General features: G+C 59.8%; 15 protein-coding genes. 5 read left to right on the top strand and 10 right to left on the bottom strand.

Annotated features, from left to right (window positions below):
- Positions 1-7 precede the first annotated feature (7 nt).
- From ACR3EQ_RS14225 to hslO, 6 genes are all read right to left on the bottom strand, one after another.
- Positions 8-1,237 (bottom strand): methyltransferase, encoded by a 1,230-nt coding sequence (locus tag ACR3EQ_RS14225; RefSeq protein ID WP_170612707.1) that lies wholly within the window; start codon positions 1,235-1,237, stop codon positions 8-10.
- 59 nt (positions 1,238-1,296) lie between these two features.
- Entirely contained in the window at positions 1,297-3,129 is a 1,833-nt protein-coding gene (locus tag ACR3EQ_RS14230; RefSeq protein ID WP_480490993.1) for an ABC transporter ATP-binding protein, read from the bottom strand.
- A complete protein-coding gene (locus ACR3EQ_RS14235; protein ID WP_480490995.1) occupies positions 3,126-4,964 on the bottom strand; it encodes an ABC transporter ATP-binding protein in 1,839 nt (612 codons plus the stop codon). The genes ACR3EQ_RS14230 and ACR3EQ_RS14235 overlap by 4 nt, the downstream gene beginning before the upstream one ends.
- 192 nt (positions 4,965-5,156) lie before the next feature.
- On the bottom strand, positions 5,157-6,311 hold the full coding sequence (locus ACR3EQ_RS14240) for a CCA tRNA nucleotidyltransferase (RefSeq protein ID WP_480490997.1): 1,155 nt from the start codon (positions 6,309-6,311) through the stop codon (positions 5,157-5,159).
- Entirely contained in the window at positions 6,308-6,922 is a 615-nt protein-coding gene (locus tag ACR3EQ_RS14245; protein ID WP_170612715.1) for a CoA pyrophosphatase, read from the bottom strand. The genes ACR3EQ_RS14240 and ACR3EQ_RS14245 overlap by 4 nt, the downstream gene beginning before the upstream one ends.
- Complete coding sequence (gene hslO / locus ACR3EQ_RS14250) at positions 6,897-7,883, bottom strand: Hsp33 family molecular chaperone HslO (protein ID WP_170612717.1); 987 nt, start codon at positions 7,881-7,883, stop codon at positions 6,897-6,899. The genes ACR3EQ_RS14245 and hslO overlap by 26 nt, the downstream gene beginning before the upstream one ends.
- Positions 7,884-7,959: 76 nt before the next feature.
- Between hslO and ACR3EQ_RS14255 the strand changes: the two genes are divergently transcribed.
- Complete coding sequence (locus ACR3EQ_RS14255) at positions 7,960-8,403, top strand: NUDIX hydrolase (protein ID WP_170612719.1); 444 nt, start codon at positions 7,960-7,962, stop codon at positions 8,401-8,403.
- On the opposite strand, the gene ACR3EQ_RS14260 is transcribed toward ACR3EQ_RS14255, so the two are convergent.
- Positions 8,400-9,674, bottom strand: coding sequence for a PP2C family protein-serine/threonine phosphatase (locus ACR3EQ_RS14260; protein WP_480490999.1), 1,275 nt, complete (start codon positions 9,672-9,674; stop codon positions 8,400-8,402). The genes ACR3EQ_RS14255 and ACR3EQ_RS14260 overlap by 4 nt on opposite strands.
- A 161-nt stretch (positions 9,675-9,835) precedes the next feature.
- On the opposite strand from ACR3EQ_RS14260, the gene ACR3EQ_RS14265 reads away from it, so the two are divergent.
- Complete coding sequence (locus ACR3EQ_RS14265) at positions 9,836-10,165, top strand: Hpt domain-containing protein (RefSeq protein WP_170612723.1); 330 nt, start codon at positions 9,836-9,838, stop codon at positions 10,163-10,165.
- A gap of 16 nt (positions 10,166-10,181) precedes the next feature.
- On the opposite strand, the gene ilvA is transcribed toward ACR3EQ_RS14265, so the two are convergent.
- Complete coding sequence (gene ilvA / locus ACR3EQ_RS14270; protein ID WP_480491001.1) at positions 10,182-11,408, bottom strand: threonine ammonia-lyase IlvA; 1,227 nt, start codon at positions 11,406-11,408, stop codon at positions 10,182-10,184.
- A gap of 58 nt (positions 11,409-11,466) precedes the next feature.
- Complete coding sequence (locus ACR3EQ_RS14275; protein WP_170612727.1) at positions 11,467-12,228, bottom strand: hypothetical protein; 762 nt, start codon at positions 12,226-12,228, stop codon at positions 11,467-11,469.
- 141 nt (positions 12,229-12,369) lie between these two features.
- Between ACR3EQ_RS14275 and ACR3EQ_RS14280 the strand changes: the two genes are divergently transcribed.
- The 3 genes from ACR3EQ_RS14280 (at position 12,370) to msrA (ending at position 14,792) form a co-directional block, all read left to right on the top strand.
- Complete coding sequence (locus tag ACR3EQ_RS14280) at positions 12,370-13,596, top strand: argininosuccinate synthase (protein WP_170612729.1); 1,227 nt, start codon at positions 12,370-12,372, stop codon at positions 13,594-13,596.
- Between the two features lie 144 nt (positions 13,597-13,740).
- Positions 13,741-14,022 carry an SCP2 sterol-binding domain-containing protein gene (locus tag ACR3EQ_RS14285; RefSeq protein ID WP_170612731.1) on the top strand — a complete coding sequence of 94 codons (282 nt, stop codon included), beginning with the start codon at positions 13,741-13,743 and terminating at the stop codon, positions 14,020-14,022.
- A 98-nt stretch (positions 14,023-14,120) separates the two neighbouring features.
- Positions 14,121-14,792 carry a peptide-methionine (S)-S-oxide reductase MsrA gene (msrA, locus tag ACR3EQ_RS14290; RefSeq protein ID WP_170612733.1) on the top strand — a complete coding sequence of 224 codons (672 nt, stop codon included), beginning with the start codon at positions 14,121-14,123 and terminating at the stop codon, positions 14,790-14,792.
- Here the strand turns inward: msrA and ACR3EQ_RS14295 are convergent.
- Positions 14,789-15,661, bottom strand: a complete 873-nt coding sequence (locus ACR3EQ_RS14295; RefSeq protein WP_170619055.1) for a ribokinase — start codon at positions 15,659-15,661, stop codon at positions 14,789-14,791. The genes msrA and ACR3EQ_RS14295 overlap by 4 nt on opposite strands.
- Position 15,662: the final 1 nt, after the last annotated feature.

Raw genomic sequence — 15,662 nt, forward strand, 5'->3', positions numbered from 1 at the left:
GGTCTGATCATTGTGCTGGGCCTAAAGTGAACCGCGCGGCAAGTTCGGTGTGTGACGACCACCGAAATTGGTCAACGACCTGTACCCATTCAAGGGCATATCCGGCATCAACAAGAATTTTTGCATCCCGCGCAAAGGTCACGGGGTTGCAGGACACATAGGCCACGACCGGACGCAGCGCCTGCGCCAGTTCGGCCACCTGCGCCTGCGCGCCCGCACGAGGCGGGTCCAGCACAATGGCGTCAAAGGACTTGAGCTCATCCGGCATCAGGGGTCGGCGAAACAGATCGCGGGCCTCGGTCGTGATCCGTTTCAGACCTTTGGCTTTGCGCCAGCCCTGGTCCAGCGCCTTGGTCATCGCCGCTTCGCCTTCGACGGCGTGAACCTCGGCCTGTTCCGCAAGCGGTAACGAGAGCGTACCGCAACCCGCAAACAGATCGGCGACGCGCTTCGCGCCCTGCGTGGCTTGCAAAACCGCCTGTATCAGAGCCTGTTCTCCGTCCTTCGTGGCCTGCAGGAATGCGCCGGGCGGCGGGGTGACTTCCGCCTGACCAAACCTCTGGAACGGAGGCGTACGCATGGCGATCACCTCGCCATCCCAGGCCAGTCTTGCCAGCCCGTTTGCCTCAGTCGCCTGCGCCAGCGCCAGTTCCAGCGGGCCGTCCAGCGGCTTGCCGCCCTGAACGGATACATCCAGGCCGACCTCGGACAATGTCAGCGTCACGGCCAGCACGCCTTTTCGGCTGCCGCCCAGAACGGCCAACGCTTCGGCAATGGGGATGGCAGCGACCAGCGCCGGGTCGAGCAACTGGCAATCGGGGATCTCGGTGATCGTGTCCGAGGCACGTCCGTGAAACCCGGCCAACGTTCCCTTTTTTGTTCGACGCACCGCGATTGTTGCCCGACGGCGCGACCGTTCCGGCGACGTATGGATCGGACGCATGGGCGCGCTCAGGTCCTGTGCGGCCAGCGCGTTGCGCACCACTTCGACCTTCCAGTCCGCTACAAAACTGTCGGCTGCATGTTGCAACTGGCATCCGCCACAGGCTTTGTAGTGGCGGCACGGCGCCTTGACCCTGTTTTCCGATGGGGTGTCCACGCGGATATCGCCGAGAATCTGGCCCTGCAACGTACCGCTGACCACTTCTCCCGGCAGGGCGCGCGGCGCGTAGACCGGGCCTTCGGCGATGCCGTCGCCCTGATGGCCAAGACGGGTGATGATGAATTGCTGCGTCATGCGTGGCCTGTTACCGGGGCTGCGCCCGCAACAAAACCCCTGACTGAACGCTTTGCGCCTTATTCCGCCGCTTCGGCCTGAATGAAGCCGCCCGACTGACGGTGCCAGAACCGGGCGTAAAGACCACCCTGTTCCAGCAGCGCCTCGTGGGTTCCGCTTTCCACGATGCGCCCATGATCCAGCACGATAATCCGGTCCATCTCGATCAGGGTCGACAGGCGGTGCGCGATGGCCAGAACGGTTTTGCCCTGCATGACGCGATGCAAGGCGGCCTGGATCGATGCCTCAACCTCAGAATCCAGGGCCGAGGTTGCCTCGTCCAGAACCAGTATCGGCGCATCCTTCAGAATGGCGCGGGCCAGCGCGATTCGCTGGCGCTGACCACCGCTAAGCTTGACGCCCCGCTCCCCCAGATGCGCTTCATAACCGGTTCGACCCTGCGCATCCTCAAGCCCGAGGATGAATTCATGCGCTTCGGCCTTCCGCGCGGCGGCGATCAGTTCGGGTTCCGTGGCGTCGGGTCGGCCATACAGAATATTTTCACGGGCCGAGCGGTTGAACATCGCCGTTTCCTGCGTGACCATCCCGATCTGGCTGCGCAGGCTGTCCTGCGTCACCTTAGAAACGTCCTGACCATCGATCAGGATTGCGCCCTCTTCCCGATCATAAAGCCTTAGCAGCAGGGAAACCAAAGTCGATTTTCCGGCCCCCGAGGCACCAACCACACCCAGCTTTTCGCCGGGCGCGACGGTCAGGTTCAGGTCTGCAACCCCGCCGATATCCCGACCATAGGCGAAACTGACGTTTTCAAAAGAGATGCGACTTTCAGTGACGCTCAGATGCGTTGCGCCGCTGCGGTCTTCGATCCGGTCCCGCCTGGTCAGTGTCTTCATGCCATTCTCGATCTCGCCGACATTGGCATAAAGGCCCATCAGCGTGAAACTGACCCAGCCTGTCATCTGCGCGATCCGGATCGACACCGCGCCTGCCGCGACGATGTCGCCCGCCGTGGCAATGCCTGCCTGCCACAACCAAAGCGTGGCTCCCAGCAAAAGCACTGGCAACACGCCTGCCAACGCCATCAGGATGGATCGGAAACTGGCCGAGAGCCAACCGAAATCCAGTGACCTTTCGCGCAAGGTCATCATGGCGTCACGTGCGGCCTGATCCTCGTTGTCGGAATGGGCGAACAGTTTGACCGTCTTGATGTTCGTGATGGTATCCACCACTTGCCCGGACACCATTGCCCGGGCTCCTGCCCGCGCGGCTGAACGCAGGCGGATGCGTGGCAAGTACCATCGGATCAACAGCAGATACACCGCAAGCCATCCGGCAAAAGGCAGCATGACCAGCGGATGAATCGACCCTAACAAAAGCAAAGATCCCGCAAGCGAGGCCAGCGCAAAAACGATTGCACTGATGACATCCGACACCACTGACGCCATTGCATTCGACGTCTGCATCTGTTTCTGGGCGATCCGGCCGGCAAAATCGTCGTCGAAATAGGTCGTCGATTGGCCCAGCGTCCAACGATTCAACCGGGCCAGAACCAGCGGCGTAATGTTGGGCATCACAACGTAATTGTTCGAGAAGGACGACAAGGCCGCGATGATCGGCCGCAACAGCATCAAAAAGATTGCGGCACCACCGAAGGCCCACAGATTCCGTTCTTCAAACAGGTTCTCCGGCCCGCTGGTGGTGGCAATGTCGATCACCTTTCCCAGTATCCACGCGGTGGCCACTTCTGCTGCTCCGCCCAGCATGGACAGGAACGCCGCCACAAACAGAATCGGCCAGGACCCCGCCAGGCACCAGCGAATGAACGCCCCCAACTTCTGCGGTGGGGGCGTTTCAGAGCCTTTGAATGGGTCGATGAGGTTTGCAAGCCTCATTCAGCAGCCTCAGGGTTCAGGAAGCCGCCAGACTGCCGCGCCCAGAACTGCGAGTAAAGCCCGCCTTGCGACAGCAGTTCAGAGTGCCTGCCCTGTTCCACGATTCGGCCCCCATCCATCACCAGAATGCGATCCATCTGCGCGATGGTGCTGAGCCTGTGGGCGATGGCGATTACGGTTTTACCTTGCATCATGCCGTAAAGAGTTTCCTGAATTGAGGCTTCGACCTCGGAATCTAGGGCAGAAGTCGCCTCGTCCAACAACAAGATCGGCGCGTCCTTCAGGATCACCCGCGCCAGCGTGACCCGCTGACGCTGACCGCCACTTAGTTTCACTCCGCGTTCACCGACATGGGCATCGTAGCCGGTGCGCCCTTGCGGGTCCTGCAGGTCAAGGATGAAGTCATGCGCCTCGGCCTGTTTGGCGGCGGCGATCATCTGATCTTCCGTGGCGTCGGGTCGACCATAGAGGATGTTGTCCCGCACCGATCGATGCAACAGCGCACTGTCCTGCTGGACCATGCCGATGTGGCTGCGCAGACTGCCCTGCGTGATGTTGGCGATGTTCTGATTGTCGATCAGGATTGCACCGCTCTCGACGTCGTAAAACCGCAAAAGCAGCTTGACCAGGGTCGATTTCCCGGCCCCCGACCGCCCGATCAGGCCGATTTTTTCACCCGGGCGGATTGTCAAATCGACGTGATCCAGACCACCGGTTTCACGGCCATAGTGATGCGACAGGTCGCGGATTTCGATCTGGCCTTTGGTCAGCTGCAAATCGTCGGCCTTCGGTGCGTCCAGCAAGTCGATGGGCTGCGCAATCGTTTCCATCCCTTCGGCAACGATACCGAGCTGGCGGAAAAAACTGGTCAGCGCCCACATGATCCAGCCGGTCATGGCATTCAGCCGCAAGGTCAGGGCGGTGGCGGCGGCAACCACACCGACCGTTGCGCTGCCCTGCATCCACAGGGAAATGGCCCAGCCCACAACGCCGACGATCAGCAGACCGTTCAGCGTGACCAGAACGGCATCCATCACGGTGAAGATCCGCATCTCGATCTGAAAGGTCCGCCGCGTTTCCTCGATCGCTTCGCGGGCGTAGTCGAGCTCCTGCGTATCGTGCGCGAACATCTTCACCGAATGGATGTTGGTGTAGCTGTCCACCACCCGCCCGGTCACGTTCGAGCGCGCATCAGACGCCGCCTTTGACGCCGGTTGCACTCGCCGCACGGTCCACCGGACCAGAGCTGCATAGAGCGCGAACCAGATCAGCAGCGGGATCAGAAGACGCGCGTCTGCCGCATAAAGCAGGATTGCCGCACCGATCAGATAGGCCAGCGAAAAGGAAATCGCGTCGAAGACCTGAAAAATCACCTCGCCAGCAGCCGGAGGGGTTTGCATGATCCGGTTTGCGATACGTCCGGCAAAGTCGTTTTCAAACCAGCCAACAGACTGGCGCAGCACGTGTTTATGCGCGCGCCACCGGATCAGTGTGCCAAAATTCGGCAGGATCGCGTTGTTCAGCAACAGCACGTCCACCACATGCAACAAAGGCCGCAAGAACAGGACAAAGATCGCCATCAGGATCAGTTCCGTTCCATGCGCCTGCCAAACCTCGGTGGGCGATCCGCTGAGCAGGTCCACGACGCGCCCCATATAGTAGATCAGACCGATCTCGACCCCGGCCACGATGACGGAAATCAGCGCCGTCCAGACGAAGATTCTGTAGAACGGGCTCGAATAGTCCAGCATGAACGGCCACAGCCGCGTCGGCGGTGTGTCGGTCTCGGTATAGGCGACAAAAGGGTCAACAAGGTTTTCGAAATAGCGAAACATGGAGAGTGCTCCGATTGAGCATAAACTAGGGGCGTGCGAAGAAAGATGGCGCCAGAACACCACCCTTACGGGTCAAAGTGTTCCGGCTTTAGCCGAACCAGATCCCGTAATACATTCGCATTCCTCCATCCATGTGACAGGGGCAAGTAACCACAAACGATTTGACTTGTCATCCCTTTTTGAGACCTCGCGCTAATCGGCAAGCAGCTCTTTGCGGCTTAGCCGGAAGCCCGACTCGATCCAACGGCGCTCCAGTTCGGCAAGTTTCTGGCCCAGTGCGGGCCCGGAAAAATCGGGGATCAGGTCCGTTGCACCGATTGGAAAACGGGCCGCCGCGCCAGCTTTCAACTGCTGTTTCAGGTCATCCGACCAGGGTTGTTCCAGCAACGCACAGCGCAGCAGGGTTTCATGCAATCCACCCTCTTCGCCATAGCGATAACCCAACTCGGCCACGCTTGCGGTCCCCGAGGCCTCTTCCCGCATTCGGGTCAGCCGCTGCAGTTGCGCCCGGCTAAGGCGCAGGGTCGCGGCGTCTTCGGGTGCTGCAATGGCCGCCAGCCTGCGCACTGCGTCAGGGGAGGCGCCAGCCTGCTGTTCCAGTGCAATCAGCGGTGCCAGAGATCGGTCATCCGCCCCGGGCAGCACTTGCATCAGAACGCCGGTACTTCGCATTCCCGCCACCGACGGTGCTGGATCAGGGGCTGCCAGCAGCTTCAGCAACTCGGCCCCGACCCGTTCGCGCGACAGTTGACGCAGCCCGTCCGGGTTAGCCGCAATCGCCGCCAGCGCATCCTGATCGAACCCGGCCTGCGGATCGCCATACCAGGCGTGAAACCGGAAAAAGCGCAGGGATCGCAGGTAATCCTCGCGAATGCGGTGTTCGGCGGTTCCGATAAAACGGACCCGGCGCGCCTTCAGATCCGGCAGGCCGTTCAACGGGTCACGAACCGTCCCGTCCGGCGCGGCATAGATAGCATTCATGGTGAAATCACGGCGGGCGGCGTCTTCTTCCACCTTATCCGAAAATGCCACCACGGCCCGGCGACCGTCCGTTTGCACGTCCCGGCGGAACGTGGTGATTTCATGCGCGATGCCGTGACAAACAACCGTTATGGTTCCGTGAGCAATCCCGGTAGGGATAGCCTTGAGCCCCGCTTTCCGGGCAAGCTGCATGACCCGTTCCGGCGGCGCATCTGTGGCGATGTCGATATCCGACACCGGTTCGCCCAACAAAGCGTTGCGCACGCAACCACCGACAAACAGCGCCTGCGCCCCGGCTTCTGTCAGGGCCGCACAGACCTTCTGCGTTGCCGGTTCCGTAACCCAGGGTTCAACAATCCGCTTCATTCATTCAACCGTGCTGCCAATCCCCGCAACATGCGGGCCGTTGCGCCCCAGATGTAATAGGGACCGAACGGAACTGTGAAATAGTGCCGTCTTTGGCCCCTCCAACGACGCGATTCCACGATATAATTCGCAGGGTTGAGGACATGTGCAAGCGGAACCGAGAAAACTTCCTCCACCTCACCGGGCTCGGGGATCGGGGTGAAAGGCCGCCGCAATATGGCGACGACCGGTGTCACCTGGAACGATGTCACGGTCTCATGCGCGGGCAGGTGTCCCAGGATTTCGGGCAGTTCAGGTGGCAGCGCGATCTCTTCGCGGGCTTCGCGCAAGGCCGTGGCGGTGACGTCGGCATCGTCACCGTCCTGCTTGCCACCCGGAAAGGCGATCTGACCGGGATGGTGTTTCAGGGCCGACGACCGTTTGGTCAGGATCAGGCGCGGCTGCTCCCCGACCAGCGAAATCGGCACCAGCACACCCGCAGGACGCAGTTTCCGCCCGGGCGGAAGAACCGCATCGGGGTTCAGGTCAAAATCGCTGGACCCACCGCCCGGTCGGCGCAGGGCCGCCCTGAGCTGTTCAGTCAGGTCATGCACCGCCGGACTCTTTGGCATCGAAACCCACGGTTTCGGGGTCAAGCACGTAATGTGCGCCACAGAACTGGCAGTCAGCCGTCACCTGACCTTCGGGAGTGGTCATCTTTTCGATGTCCTTGGCGGAATAGATCGACAGGCTCTGCCGTACACGGTCCTCGGAACAGGTACAGCCGAACTGCACAGCTTGCGCGTCATAAACGCGGGGCTGTTCCTCGTGAAACAGACGGATCAGCAGGTCCGTGGGTGCCACCGAGGGCCCGATGAGCTCCAGATCTTCGACCGTATCCAGCAGGATATTGACCCGGCCCCAGTTTTCGCCTTCTTCGCCGTCGACCAAATCCGTTGCCGTCAGGATTTCGCCCTCGCCCTGACTGCTCGCCACAAAGGGCGAGGCCTTGGGCATATGCTGCAACATGACACCGCCCGCGCGCCAGTGTTCGCCGACGCCGGGTTCAGTCGATTTGCCAAAGCTCAGTGAAAACCGGGTTGGCAATTGTTCGGATTGCGCAAAATATGCCTCGGCGCAGGCGCTAAGCGAGCCGCCGGCCAGCGGTGTGATGCCCTGATAGGGCTGTGTGCCTTTACCCTGGTCGATCAGAATCGCGAAATAGCCTTCGCCCACCTGATCAAACGGCGCGGCATCGGTCAGCCGATCGCGGTCAAAGCTTGCATAAGCGCGGATGCGGGCAAGCTCACCCTCTTTTTGAGGCGCGTAATAATCCGTTGCGATCATCCGCACCGCACCCTTGGACTGTACCTGCAGCGAAAGCTTCCAGCGCAACGCGACGGTCTGTCCGATCAGCGCGGTCAGCAGGGCCATCTCGGCCACCAATGCCTCGACCTTTTCGGGATAGTCGTGCTGTTTCAGGATGCCGTCCAGAACGCCATCCAGACGGGCCACGCGGCCGCGCATATCCGATACATCGAGTTGAAAGGGCAGGACGGTGTCGTCCCACGCGATTTTCGTTCCAAGAGACATGGGGTTTCCTTACACGCCACGGGTTGGCATACCGCCACCATATAGGTCGAACAGATTGGGTTGTAAGGGGCCATACATGATCAGACGGTTCGGTGAAACCCCGGAACCGGGGCGCAAGTACATACGCAGGGTGGGCGTTTACGGTCTGCTGCCGCGAGGCCGGCACCTGTTGCTGACCTGCCAGACCGAACCTGGGCCAGACCTTCAGTTACCCGGTGGCGGTATCGATCCCGGCGAATCCCCGATCACTGCGCTGCACCGCGAGGTTTACGAGGAGACAGGTTGGCAAATCGCCGCGCCCCGGCGCATCGGCGCGTTTCGACGGTTCACGTTCATGCCGGAATACGATCTGTGGGCCGAAAAGGTTTGCCTGATCTATCGCGCAAGGCCTGTGCGCCGCATGGGCCCGCCCAGCGAACCCTTTCACGAAGCATTGTGGATGCATGGCGCTGACGCGGTTGAGATGTTGGGCAACGGCGGCGATCGGCACTTTGCCAGACTTCATTTGAACAGGCTCTAACAAACATTAAACTCAAAAAAAACGGCCGAGACATCGTCGTCCATGCCTTCACCGGGCGAAGCGGTCTGGGTGAGCTGCCAGAACATGTCGTCCAGAAACTCGCTTCCTGCCCGGTCCGACGCGCAGCCCAGCGCCATTTGCTGCAATCCGGATTCGTCCAGCAAACCGCCATCGGCCAGGCGGCATTCCGTGAACCCATCGGAATACAGCATCAGCCTGTCGCCGGGCTTGAGGTAGAGTTCGGTCTGTTGGAAGTGAACATCCGGCAGCAAGCCGATCGGCAGACCGCCCTCACCCAGAAACTCAGCGCTGCCATCCTGGCGCAGCAGAAGCGGGTGCGGATGCCCTGCTTGCACCATTTTCACATGACCGTTGCGCAGATCGACAATGGCGTAGACCATCGTGAAATATTCTTCGACACCGGCATCCGCCATCAGGCGTGAGTTGAGCGTTGCAGCGACCTGTTCCGGTGGAAGCAAGGCATAGAACTTGTCGAACCGACGCTCCATCGTCACGTTCTGATCGAAGTGTGTGCTTGACAGATACCCGCCAAGACGCGCCGTCATCATCGCCGAAGTGATGCCGTGCCCGGACACATCAATGCTGTAAAACCCAAGGCGATTGATGCCGGGGGAAAACATGCCAACAAGGTCACCGCCAATGTGGCCACATGGTTTGAGCAACAGACTGACCCGGGATTTGCCGAATTCCCGGCTGAACTCGGGCACCAGTGACTGCTGGATCTTTCGGGCCTGCATCAGGTCCTTGTCGATGGCGTCGTGGGCCTGCTTCAACTCGTTCAGCGCGTTTTCGATCAGACGGTTCTTTTCCGACAGTTCGCGTTGCATATCCAGAATGCGTGCACCGGCCGAGATACGGGCGCGCAACTCATCCGCCTCGAGCGGTTTGATCAGAAAATCGTCTGCACCGGCATCCAGCCCGCGCGCGACCTCCTGCTTTTCGCTTTTGGAAGTTAGAAGGATGAAATAGCTGTAGTGATCGCCGCCCAGCGCCCGGAAGGCGCGGCAGAATTCCAGCCCGCTCATCCCCGGCATGACCCAATCGCTGACAACCAGATCCGGAAGGCTTTCGGCACATAAGGCAATGGCGGCTTCACCGCCGTCCGCCTCGATCACCTCGAACCCCCATTTTCTGAGGGATGCGACCAGAATGCGCCGTTGCAGGCGGCTGTCATCCACGACCAGCACCCTGCGGATCGCACCAAACTCCAGCTCTGCGCTGGCTTCCGCCTGTCCGGGTCCTGACACCATCACCCTCTGCACCGCACGCGTTTTCGAATGTCACAACCCTAGCGCGCGGTGATTTAACATCCGATGAAGGTGCAATCCGAGGTTTCTTCGACCGGCTTAACCGGACCTTTACCGCACAGATGTTAATTCCATGGCCAACAGAACGAGGCGGGAAGGGCACCATGATCCATTGGCACAGGGTCAGACAATTGCGGGATGAGGTTGGCGCCGACGAGTTTGACGAGGTGGTGCAGATCTTTCTGGATGAGGTCCAGGAAGCTCTTGCGCGTTTGCACAATGATACCACGCGGGCAGAACTGGAACAAAACCTGCATTTCCTGAAGGGCAGCGCGCTGAGCCTGGGATTCGATCAGTTTTCCAAACTTTGCCAGGATGGCGAACGGCGGGCAGCAGCCGGTGAAGGCGACAATGTGGATCTGAACGCAATCCTGACCGCCTACGATGAATCCCGGGCAGTATTTTTAGCAAACCGGGCGGAGAGCCTTAGTTAGAGGCTGTTTTTTGCGCTCAGATCACAAACTGGGCCAGTGTTTCGTCTTCAGTTATGTCGGTATAGGTGAACCCGGCCTCGTCCAGATGCGCAAACAGCCGCATGAAGTTTTCCGGCTTGCGGGTTTCGATCCCGATCAGGACCGAGCCGAAATTGCGCGCCGATTTCTTCATATATTCGAAGCGCGCGATGTCATCCTCGGGGCCGAGAATGCCCAGAAACTCTTTCAACGCACCGGGGCGCTGGGGCAGGCGTAGGATGAAATACTTTTTGACGCCGGAATAGCGCTGCGCCCGCTCCTTCACTTCGGGCAGACGCTCGAAATCGAAGTTGCCGCCCGAGGTGACGCAAACCACCGTCTTGCTGCGCACAAAGCTTTGAACATCCGTCACCGCCTCGACCGCCAGCGCGCCGGCGGGCTCCAGAACGATGCCTTCGACATTCAGCATCTCTATCATGGTGGCGCAGATACGATCTTCGGACATCACCAGGACATCCGACAGGTGGCAATTGCGCAGCAGTTCAAAGGGCTTTTCGCCAATCCGGCCGACGGCGGCGCCATCGACAAATGTGTCGACGCGATCCAGCGCCACCGGATGACCCGCCGCCAGCGCCGCGCGCAGGCAGGCCCCGCCTGCCGGTTCCACGAACAGGCAATGGGTGCGATCCCCGAACCAGGTCGCCACACCCGCCGACATCCCGCCGCCGCCCACCGGCAACAGCAGGTGATCAGGCACACCGCCCAGCTGTTCCTCGATCTCGACTGCAAGCGAGGCCTGCCCTTCGATCACGTCTGCGTCGTCGAACGGCGACAGGAAATGCCCGTCTTTTTCCGCACACCATTTTTGCGCCGCCTTCAGCGTGTCGTCGAAATAGTCCCCGGTCAGATGAATCTCGATATTGTCGCCGCCAAAGATGCGGGTTTTCTGAATTTTTTGCTGCGGGGTGGTCACGGGCATGAAAATCACACCGTTCACACCCATGTGCTCGCACATATAGGCCACGCCCTGCGCGTGATTGCCCGCACTGGCGCACACAAACAGATCCTGACCCGGTTGCTTGCGCATGGCGTTGAACGCGCCCCGGATCTTGTAAGACCGCACAGGGCTGAGGTCTTCACGCTTGAGCCAGATATCAGCCCCAAACCGGTCGGACAGATGGGCGTTCCGCTGCAACGGCGTTGGCGGAAACACGGTGCGCATCGCCTGTTCGGCGGCACGGGCGCGGGTCATGAAATCAGTCATGACCGTTTCAGTGCCGCATCAGTGCGAGAAGGGCAAGGAATACATATGTGTACGCGGCTCAGGTGAGTTCGCGTTTTTCGACAAAGATCCCATACATCGTGGTCAGGATGCTGACATTGATCATCGGCAGAATGAGAGATCCGAAAAACACGGTCAGCAAAACGCCCAGAACCGGGATAATGGCAAGCGCCGCAAGCGCAAACTGCACCAGGATCTGAAACACAAAACTGACCACTAGCAGAACAACAATCGCGCCAGCCACACCCGATGTTCGGTTCCATGCATCGCCCAGTGTAATCGGGTTGCCGATCGCGGCAGCCGGCAGGATGATGGACAAGCGGTAGAAGCAAACAACCAGAACTAGTGCGGCACCGAAGCTTATGACAACCGCGATCAGTCCGGCGCTTTCACCCAGGACAGACAGAATTAGCCCGACCGGTATGAACCCGATTGCCATCAACAGGCCCAGCAAAACAAAGCGGCCCAGATAAGCGAGAATTCTGTCGAAGCGGAATGTGGGCAACAGCCCGCTGGGGTATTCCTCCAACAATATGAACCTGTGCCAGGACACGGCGATCCAGAACATCACGATGAACACCACGACGACAACCAAAAAGGTAAAGACCGTAATCGAACCAAGGTTTTCTGGCGACGCATTGGCGGTGTCATCAAACGACTCGAGTGGAATTCCCAGCAGCAGAAACAGCCCGACGATCACGGCGGTTGCGATCACGGCCGGTCCCAGTGCGATCTGCAAAACCTGTCTGAAATTCCCGAATACCATCCGCACCGAATGCGCAAAAATCTCCCAACCCAGCATCTGAAAACCGCCCTCTCAACCAATCCTTGTTCTCTTTCCAACTGTTTCACCCCAATTCCCGCCTTGCGTCAATCCACACAGCTTGCCCCCAGGTCCAAAACCCGCTAGGGGCCAAGCGTTCTACGCATAAGGGGAAGTCAGATGTCCGCGCCCAAGAAAGTTGTTCTGGCCTATTCCGGTGGCCTTGATACCTCGATCATTCTGAAATGGCTGCAGACCGAGTATGGCTGTGAGGTCGTGACCTTTACCGCCGACCTGGGTCAGGGTGAGGAACTGGAACCCGCCCGCAAGAAAGCCGAACTGCTGGGGATCAAGCCTGAAAACATCTATATCGAGGATATCCGCGAAGAGTTCGTCCGCGATTTCGTCTTCCCGATGTTCCGCGCCAATGCGCAGTACGAAGGATTGTACCTGCTGGGCACTTCGATCGCGCGTCCGCTGATTTCAAAACGTCTGGTCGAGATTGCACAAGCTACCGGTGCCGATGCCGTCGCCCACGGCGCAACCGGCAAGGGCAACGATCAGGTGCGCTTTGAACTGGCGGCCTACGCGCTGAACCCCGACATCAAGGTCATCGCCCCGTGGCGCGAGTGGGACCTGACCAGCCGCACCAAGCTGCTGGAATTCGCCGAGGCGAACCAGATCCCGATTGCCAAAGACAAGCGTGGCGAGGCACCCTTCTCTGTCGACGCCAACCTGCTGCACACCTCGTCCGAGGGCAAGGTTCTGGAAGATCCCGCCGATATGGCGCCCGACTATGTCTACCAGCGCACCGTCCACCCCGAGGATGCGCCGAACGAGCCGGAATTCATCGAAATCGGCTTTGAAAAAGGCGATGCGGTCAGCATCAATGGTGAGGCAATGAGCCCCGCGACCATCCTGACCAAGCTGAACGAATATGGCGGCAAGCACGGTATCGGCCGTCTGGACCTGGTCGAAGGCCGGTTCGTGGGCATGAAATCGCGCGGCATCTATGAAACGCCGGGCGGCACCATCCTGCTGGAGGCGCATCGCGGGATCGAGTCCATTACAATGGACCGCGGCGCGATGCATCTGAAAGACCAGCTGATGCCGCAATATGCCGAGCTGATCTACAACGGCTTCTGGTACTCGCCCGAGCGGGAAATGCTGCAGGCCGCAATTGACAGGTCTCAGGAACACGTCACCGGCACCGTGCGTGTGAAACTGTACAAAGGCCTGGCCTCGACCGTCGGCCGCTGGTCGGATCATTCGCTGTATTCCGAGGCGCATGTGACCTTCGAGGAAGACGCCGGTGCCTATGATCAGAAGGACGCAGCCGGATTCATCCAGCTAAACGCCCTGCGCCTGAAACTACTGGCGGCGCGGGACAAGCGGCTTTCAAAATAAGCCCTGCTCGACCGAATTCTAAAACCCCGGCCCGCAATCCGGTGCCGGGGTTATTTTGTTGCGTGCTGCGGTTCCTGTTGCGTCACCCTTGCCCGCGGCCCCCGTTTGACTTTACGCAAAGGTCAATTGGGAAAAGGACAACACATGCTGCAAGAGATCGCCGACGGAATTCAGAAAGGTCTGAACGGCAAAAGCTTTGACGGATCGCTCAAATTCGATTGCGGCGCGGATGGCGTCATCGTTCTGGCGGACAACATGGCGTCGACGACGGATCAGGACACTGACTGCACCATTCGGATTTCCAGGGACAACCTGACAAAGCTGCTGACCGGCAAGCTGAACCCGATGACGGGCATCGCGATGGGCAAGCTGAAAATCTCGGGCAACATGGGCGTGGCGATGAAGCTGGGGCAGTTGCTGGGTTAGCGCGCGATAACTTCGTTTCACCAGCATGTGACAAACGATGTCAGCGGATTGCATGATCGGGGAACACGGGGCAGCCTGTCTCTGGAAGGAGACCTGCCATGACCCGGACTGCAAATGCCGTTTGTTTCAAACCGACCCTGCTGTTCATTCTGATCGTTCTGGCCGCGCTGCTGCGCGCACTGCCCGCGCCTGCCGCCGGGACCGAGACACTGACGGTTGCGGGTGGCTGTTTCTGGTGTGTTGAATCCGATTTTGAATCCGTCCCCGGCGTGACCGGCGCCGTTTCGGGTTATACGGGCGGCACGGTGGACAATCCGACCTACAAACAGGTGACACGTGGAGGAACAGGTCACTACGAAGCCGTTCAGATCACATTCGATCCGTCGCGTGTGTCACGTGAAACGCTGCTGAACATGTTTTTCCGCTCGGTCGACCCAACCGATGCCGGTGGGCAGTTCTGCGACCGGGGCGACAGCTATCGGACGGCCATCTTCGTCTCTAACACAGGGGAAAAGGTGCTGGCGGAAAAAGCCAAGTCCAATGCGCAATCAGCATTGGGACAAACGGTGGTCACGCCCATTCTGAATGCATCCACGTTCTACCCGGCCGAAAAATACCATCAGGATTATTACAAAGGCGACAAACTGGTCTTAACCCGCTTTGGCCCCAAACGTCAGAGCAGCGCTTACAAGGCCTACCGCAAAGCATGCGGACGCGATGCGCGGGTCAAACAACTGTGGGGCAGAGATGCACCCTTCGCCGGGTCCTAGTCGAACCGAGCTGCCCGCACTTCCTTCAGATCGGGAATAACGTCAGCCGTACCGTGCCGCATGACCATCAGGGCGCCGGCGCGGGTCGCCTGTGCGATGGCCTGCTCCATCGGCAGCCCCCGGTCCATTCCAGCCAGTACGTAGCCGGTGAATGTATCCCCCGCGCCCGTTGTATCGACAGCCTTGACCGCATGGGCTGGAAAGTCCTGTGGTTCGGCACCCCGTTGATAGTAGCGCGCGCCTTTTGATCCGAGGGTTACGATGACATGCCGGACGGGCAGATCATTGGCGTTCAGACCGGTTTCCTGCTGTAGCTGCTCGGCCTCCACCTCGTTCAGGATCAGGAAATCGAGGTAAGGCAAAACCGCCTTGACCGCATCGGCCTGAAACGGGGCTGCGGCGTAACAGACGGTCAGACCCAGTTCGTGCCCCAGCCGGGCCGCTTCGACCTGCGCGTTGGTTTCGTTCTGCATCACCAGCAAATCGCCGGTATCGGTCGCGGACAGTGCCTGGCCCAATTGATCCGCCTGCAATGCATGATTGGCGCCAGGGTACAGGACGATCAGGTTCTCGCCCTGCGCATCCACCGCGATGATCGCATGGCCTGTAGGTGTGTCAACTTCGGCAATGTGGCGGGTGTCGACGCCGTATTCTGTCAGCCGGTCCTTTGCCCAGCGCCCATCTGGACCAACCGCCCCTATATGGCAGACATGCGAGCCGGCCCGCGCAGCGGCGACGGACATGTTCGCCCCTTTACCGCCCAAAAAACGCTCCAGCCCATTTGCGGCCAGAGTTTCCCCCGGCGCAGGCAGGTGCGGCAGGGCGTAAACCATATCCGCGTTGATTGAACCGAGGTTCCAGATCGTCATG

This window comes from Ruegeria sp. AN11, from assembly GCF_056536005.1.

What these genes read in the sequence shown, in the direction of transcription:
- ACR3EQ_RS14240 (WP_480490997.1), bottom strand. Translation starts at nt 6,311, where the DNA reads ATGAAGCGGATTGTTGAACCCTGGGTTACGGAACCGGCAACGCAGAAG.
- ACR3EQ_RS14235 (WP_480490995.1), bottom strand. Translation starts at nt 4,964, where the DNA reads ATGTTTCGCTATTTCGAAAACCTTGTTGACCCTTTTGTCGCCTATACC.
- ilvA (WP_480491001.1), bottom strand. Translation starts at nt 11,408, where the DNA reads ATGACTGATTTCATGACCCGCGCCCGTGCCGCCGAACAGGCGATGCGC.
- ACR3EQ_RS14260 (WP_480490999.1), bottom strand. Translation starts at nt 9,674, where the DNA reads ATGGTGTCAGGACCCGGACAGGCGGAAGCCAGCGCAGAGCTGGAGTTT.
- ACR3EQ_RS14245 (WP_170612715.1), bottom strand. Translation starts at nt 6,922, where the DNA reads ATGCCAAAGAGTCCGGCGGTGCATGACCTGACTGAACAGCTCAGGGCG.
- ACR3EQ_RS14285 (WP_170612731.1), top strand. Translation starts at nt 13,741, where the DNA reads ATGCTGCAAGAGATCGCCGACGGAATTCAGAAAGGTCTGAACGGCAAA.
- msrA (WP_170612733.1), top strand. Translation starts at nt 14,121, where the DNA reads ATGACCCGGACTGCAAATGCCGTTTGTTTCAAACCGACCCTGCTGTTC.
- ACR3EQ_RS14295 (WP_170619055.1), bottom strand. Translation starts at nt 15,661, where the DNA reads ATGACGATCTGGAACCTCGGTTCAATCAACGCGGATATGGTTTACGCC.
- ACR3EQ_RS14225 (WP_170612707.1), bottom strand. Translation starts at nt 1,237, where the DNA reads ATGACGCAGCAATTCATCATCACCCGTCTTGGCCATCAGGGCGACGGC.
- ACR3EQ_RS14275 (WP_170612727.1), bottom strand. Translation starts at nt 12,228, where the DNA reads ATGCTGGGTTGGGAGATTTTTGCGCATTCGGTGCGGATGGTATTCGGG.
- ACR3EQ_RS14255 (WP_170612719.1), top strand. Translation starts at nt 7,960, where the DNA reads ATGATCAGACGGTTCGGTGAAACCCCGGAACCGGGGCGCAAGTACATA.
- ACR3EQ_RS14265 (WP_170612723.1), top strand. Translation starts at nt 9,836, where the DNA reads ATGATCCATTGGCACAGGGTCAGACAATTGCGGGATGAGGTTGGCGCC.
- hslO (WP_170612717.1), bottom strand. Translation starts at nt 7,883, where the DNA reads ATGTCTCTTGGAACGAAAATCGCGTGGGACGACACCGTCCTGCCCTTT.
- ACR3EQ_RS14230 (WP_480490993.1), bottom strand. Translation starts at nt 3,129, where the DNA reads ATGAGGCTTGCAAACCTCATCGACCCATTCAAAGGCTCTGAAACGCCC.
- ACR3EQ_RS14280 (WP_170612729.1), top strand. Translation starts at nt 12,370, where the DNA reads ATGTCCGCGCCCAAGAAAGTTGTTCTGGCCTATTCCGGTGGCCTTGAT.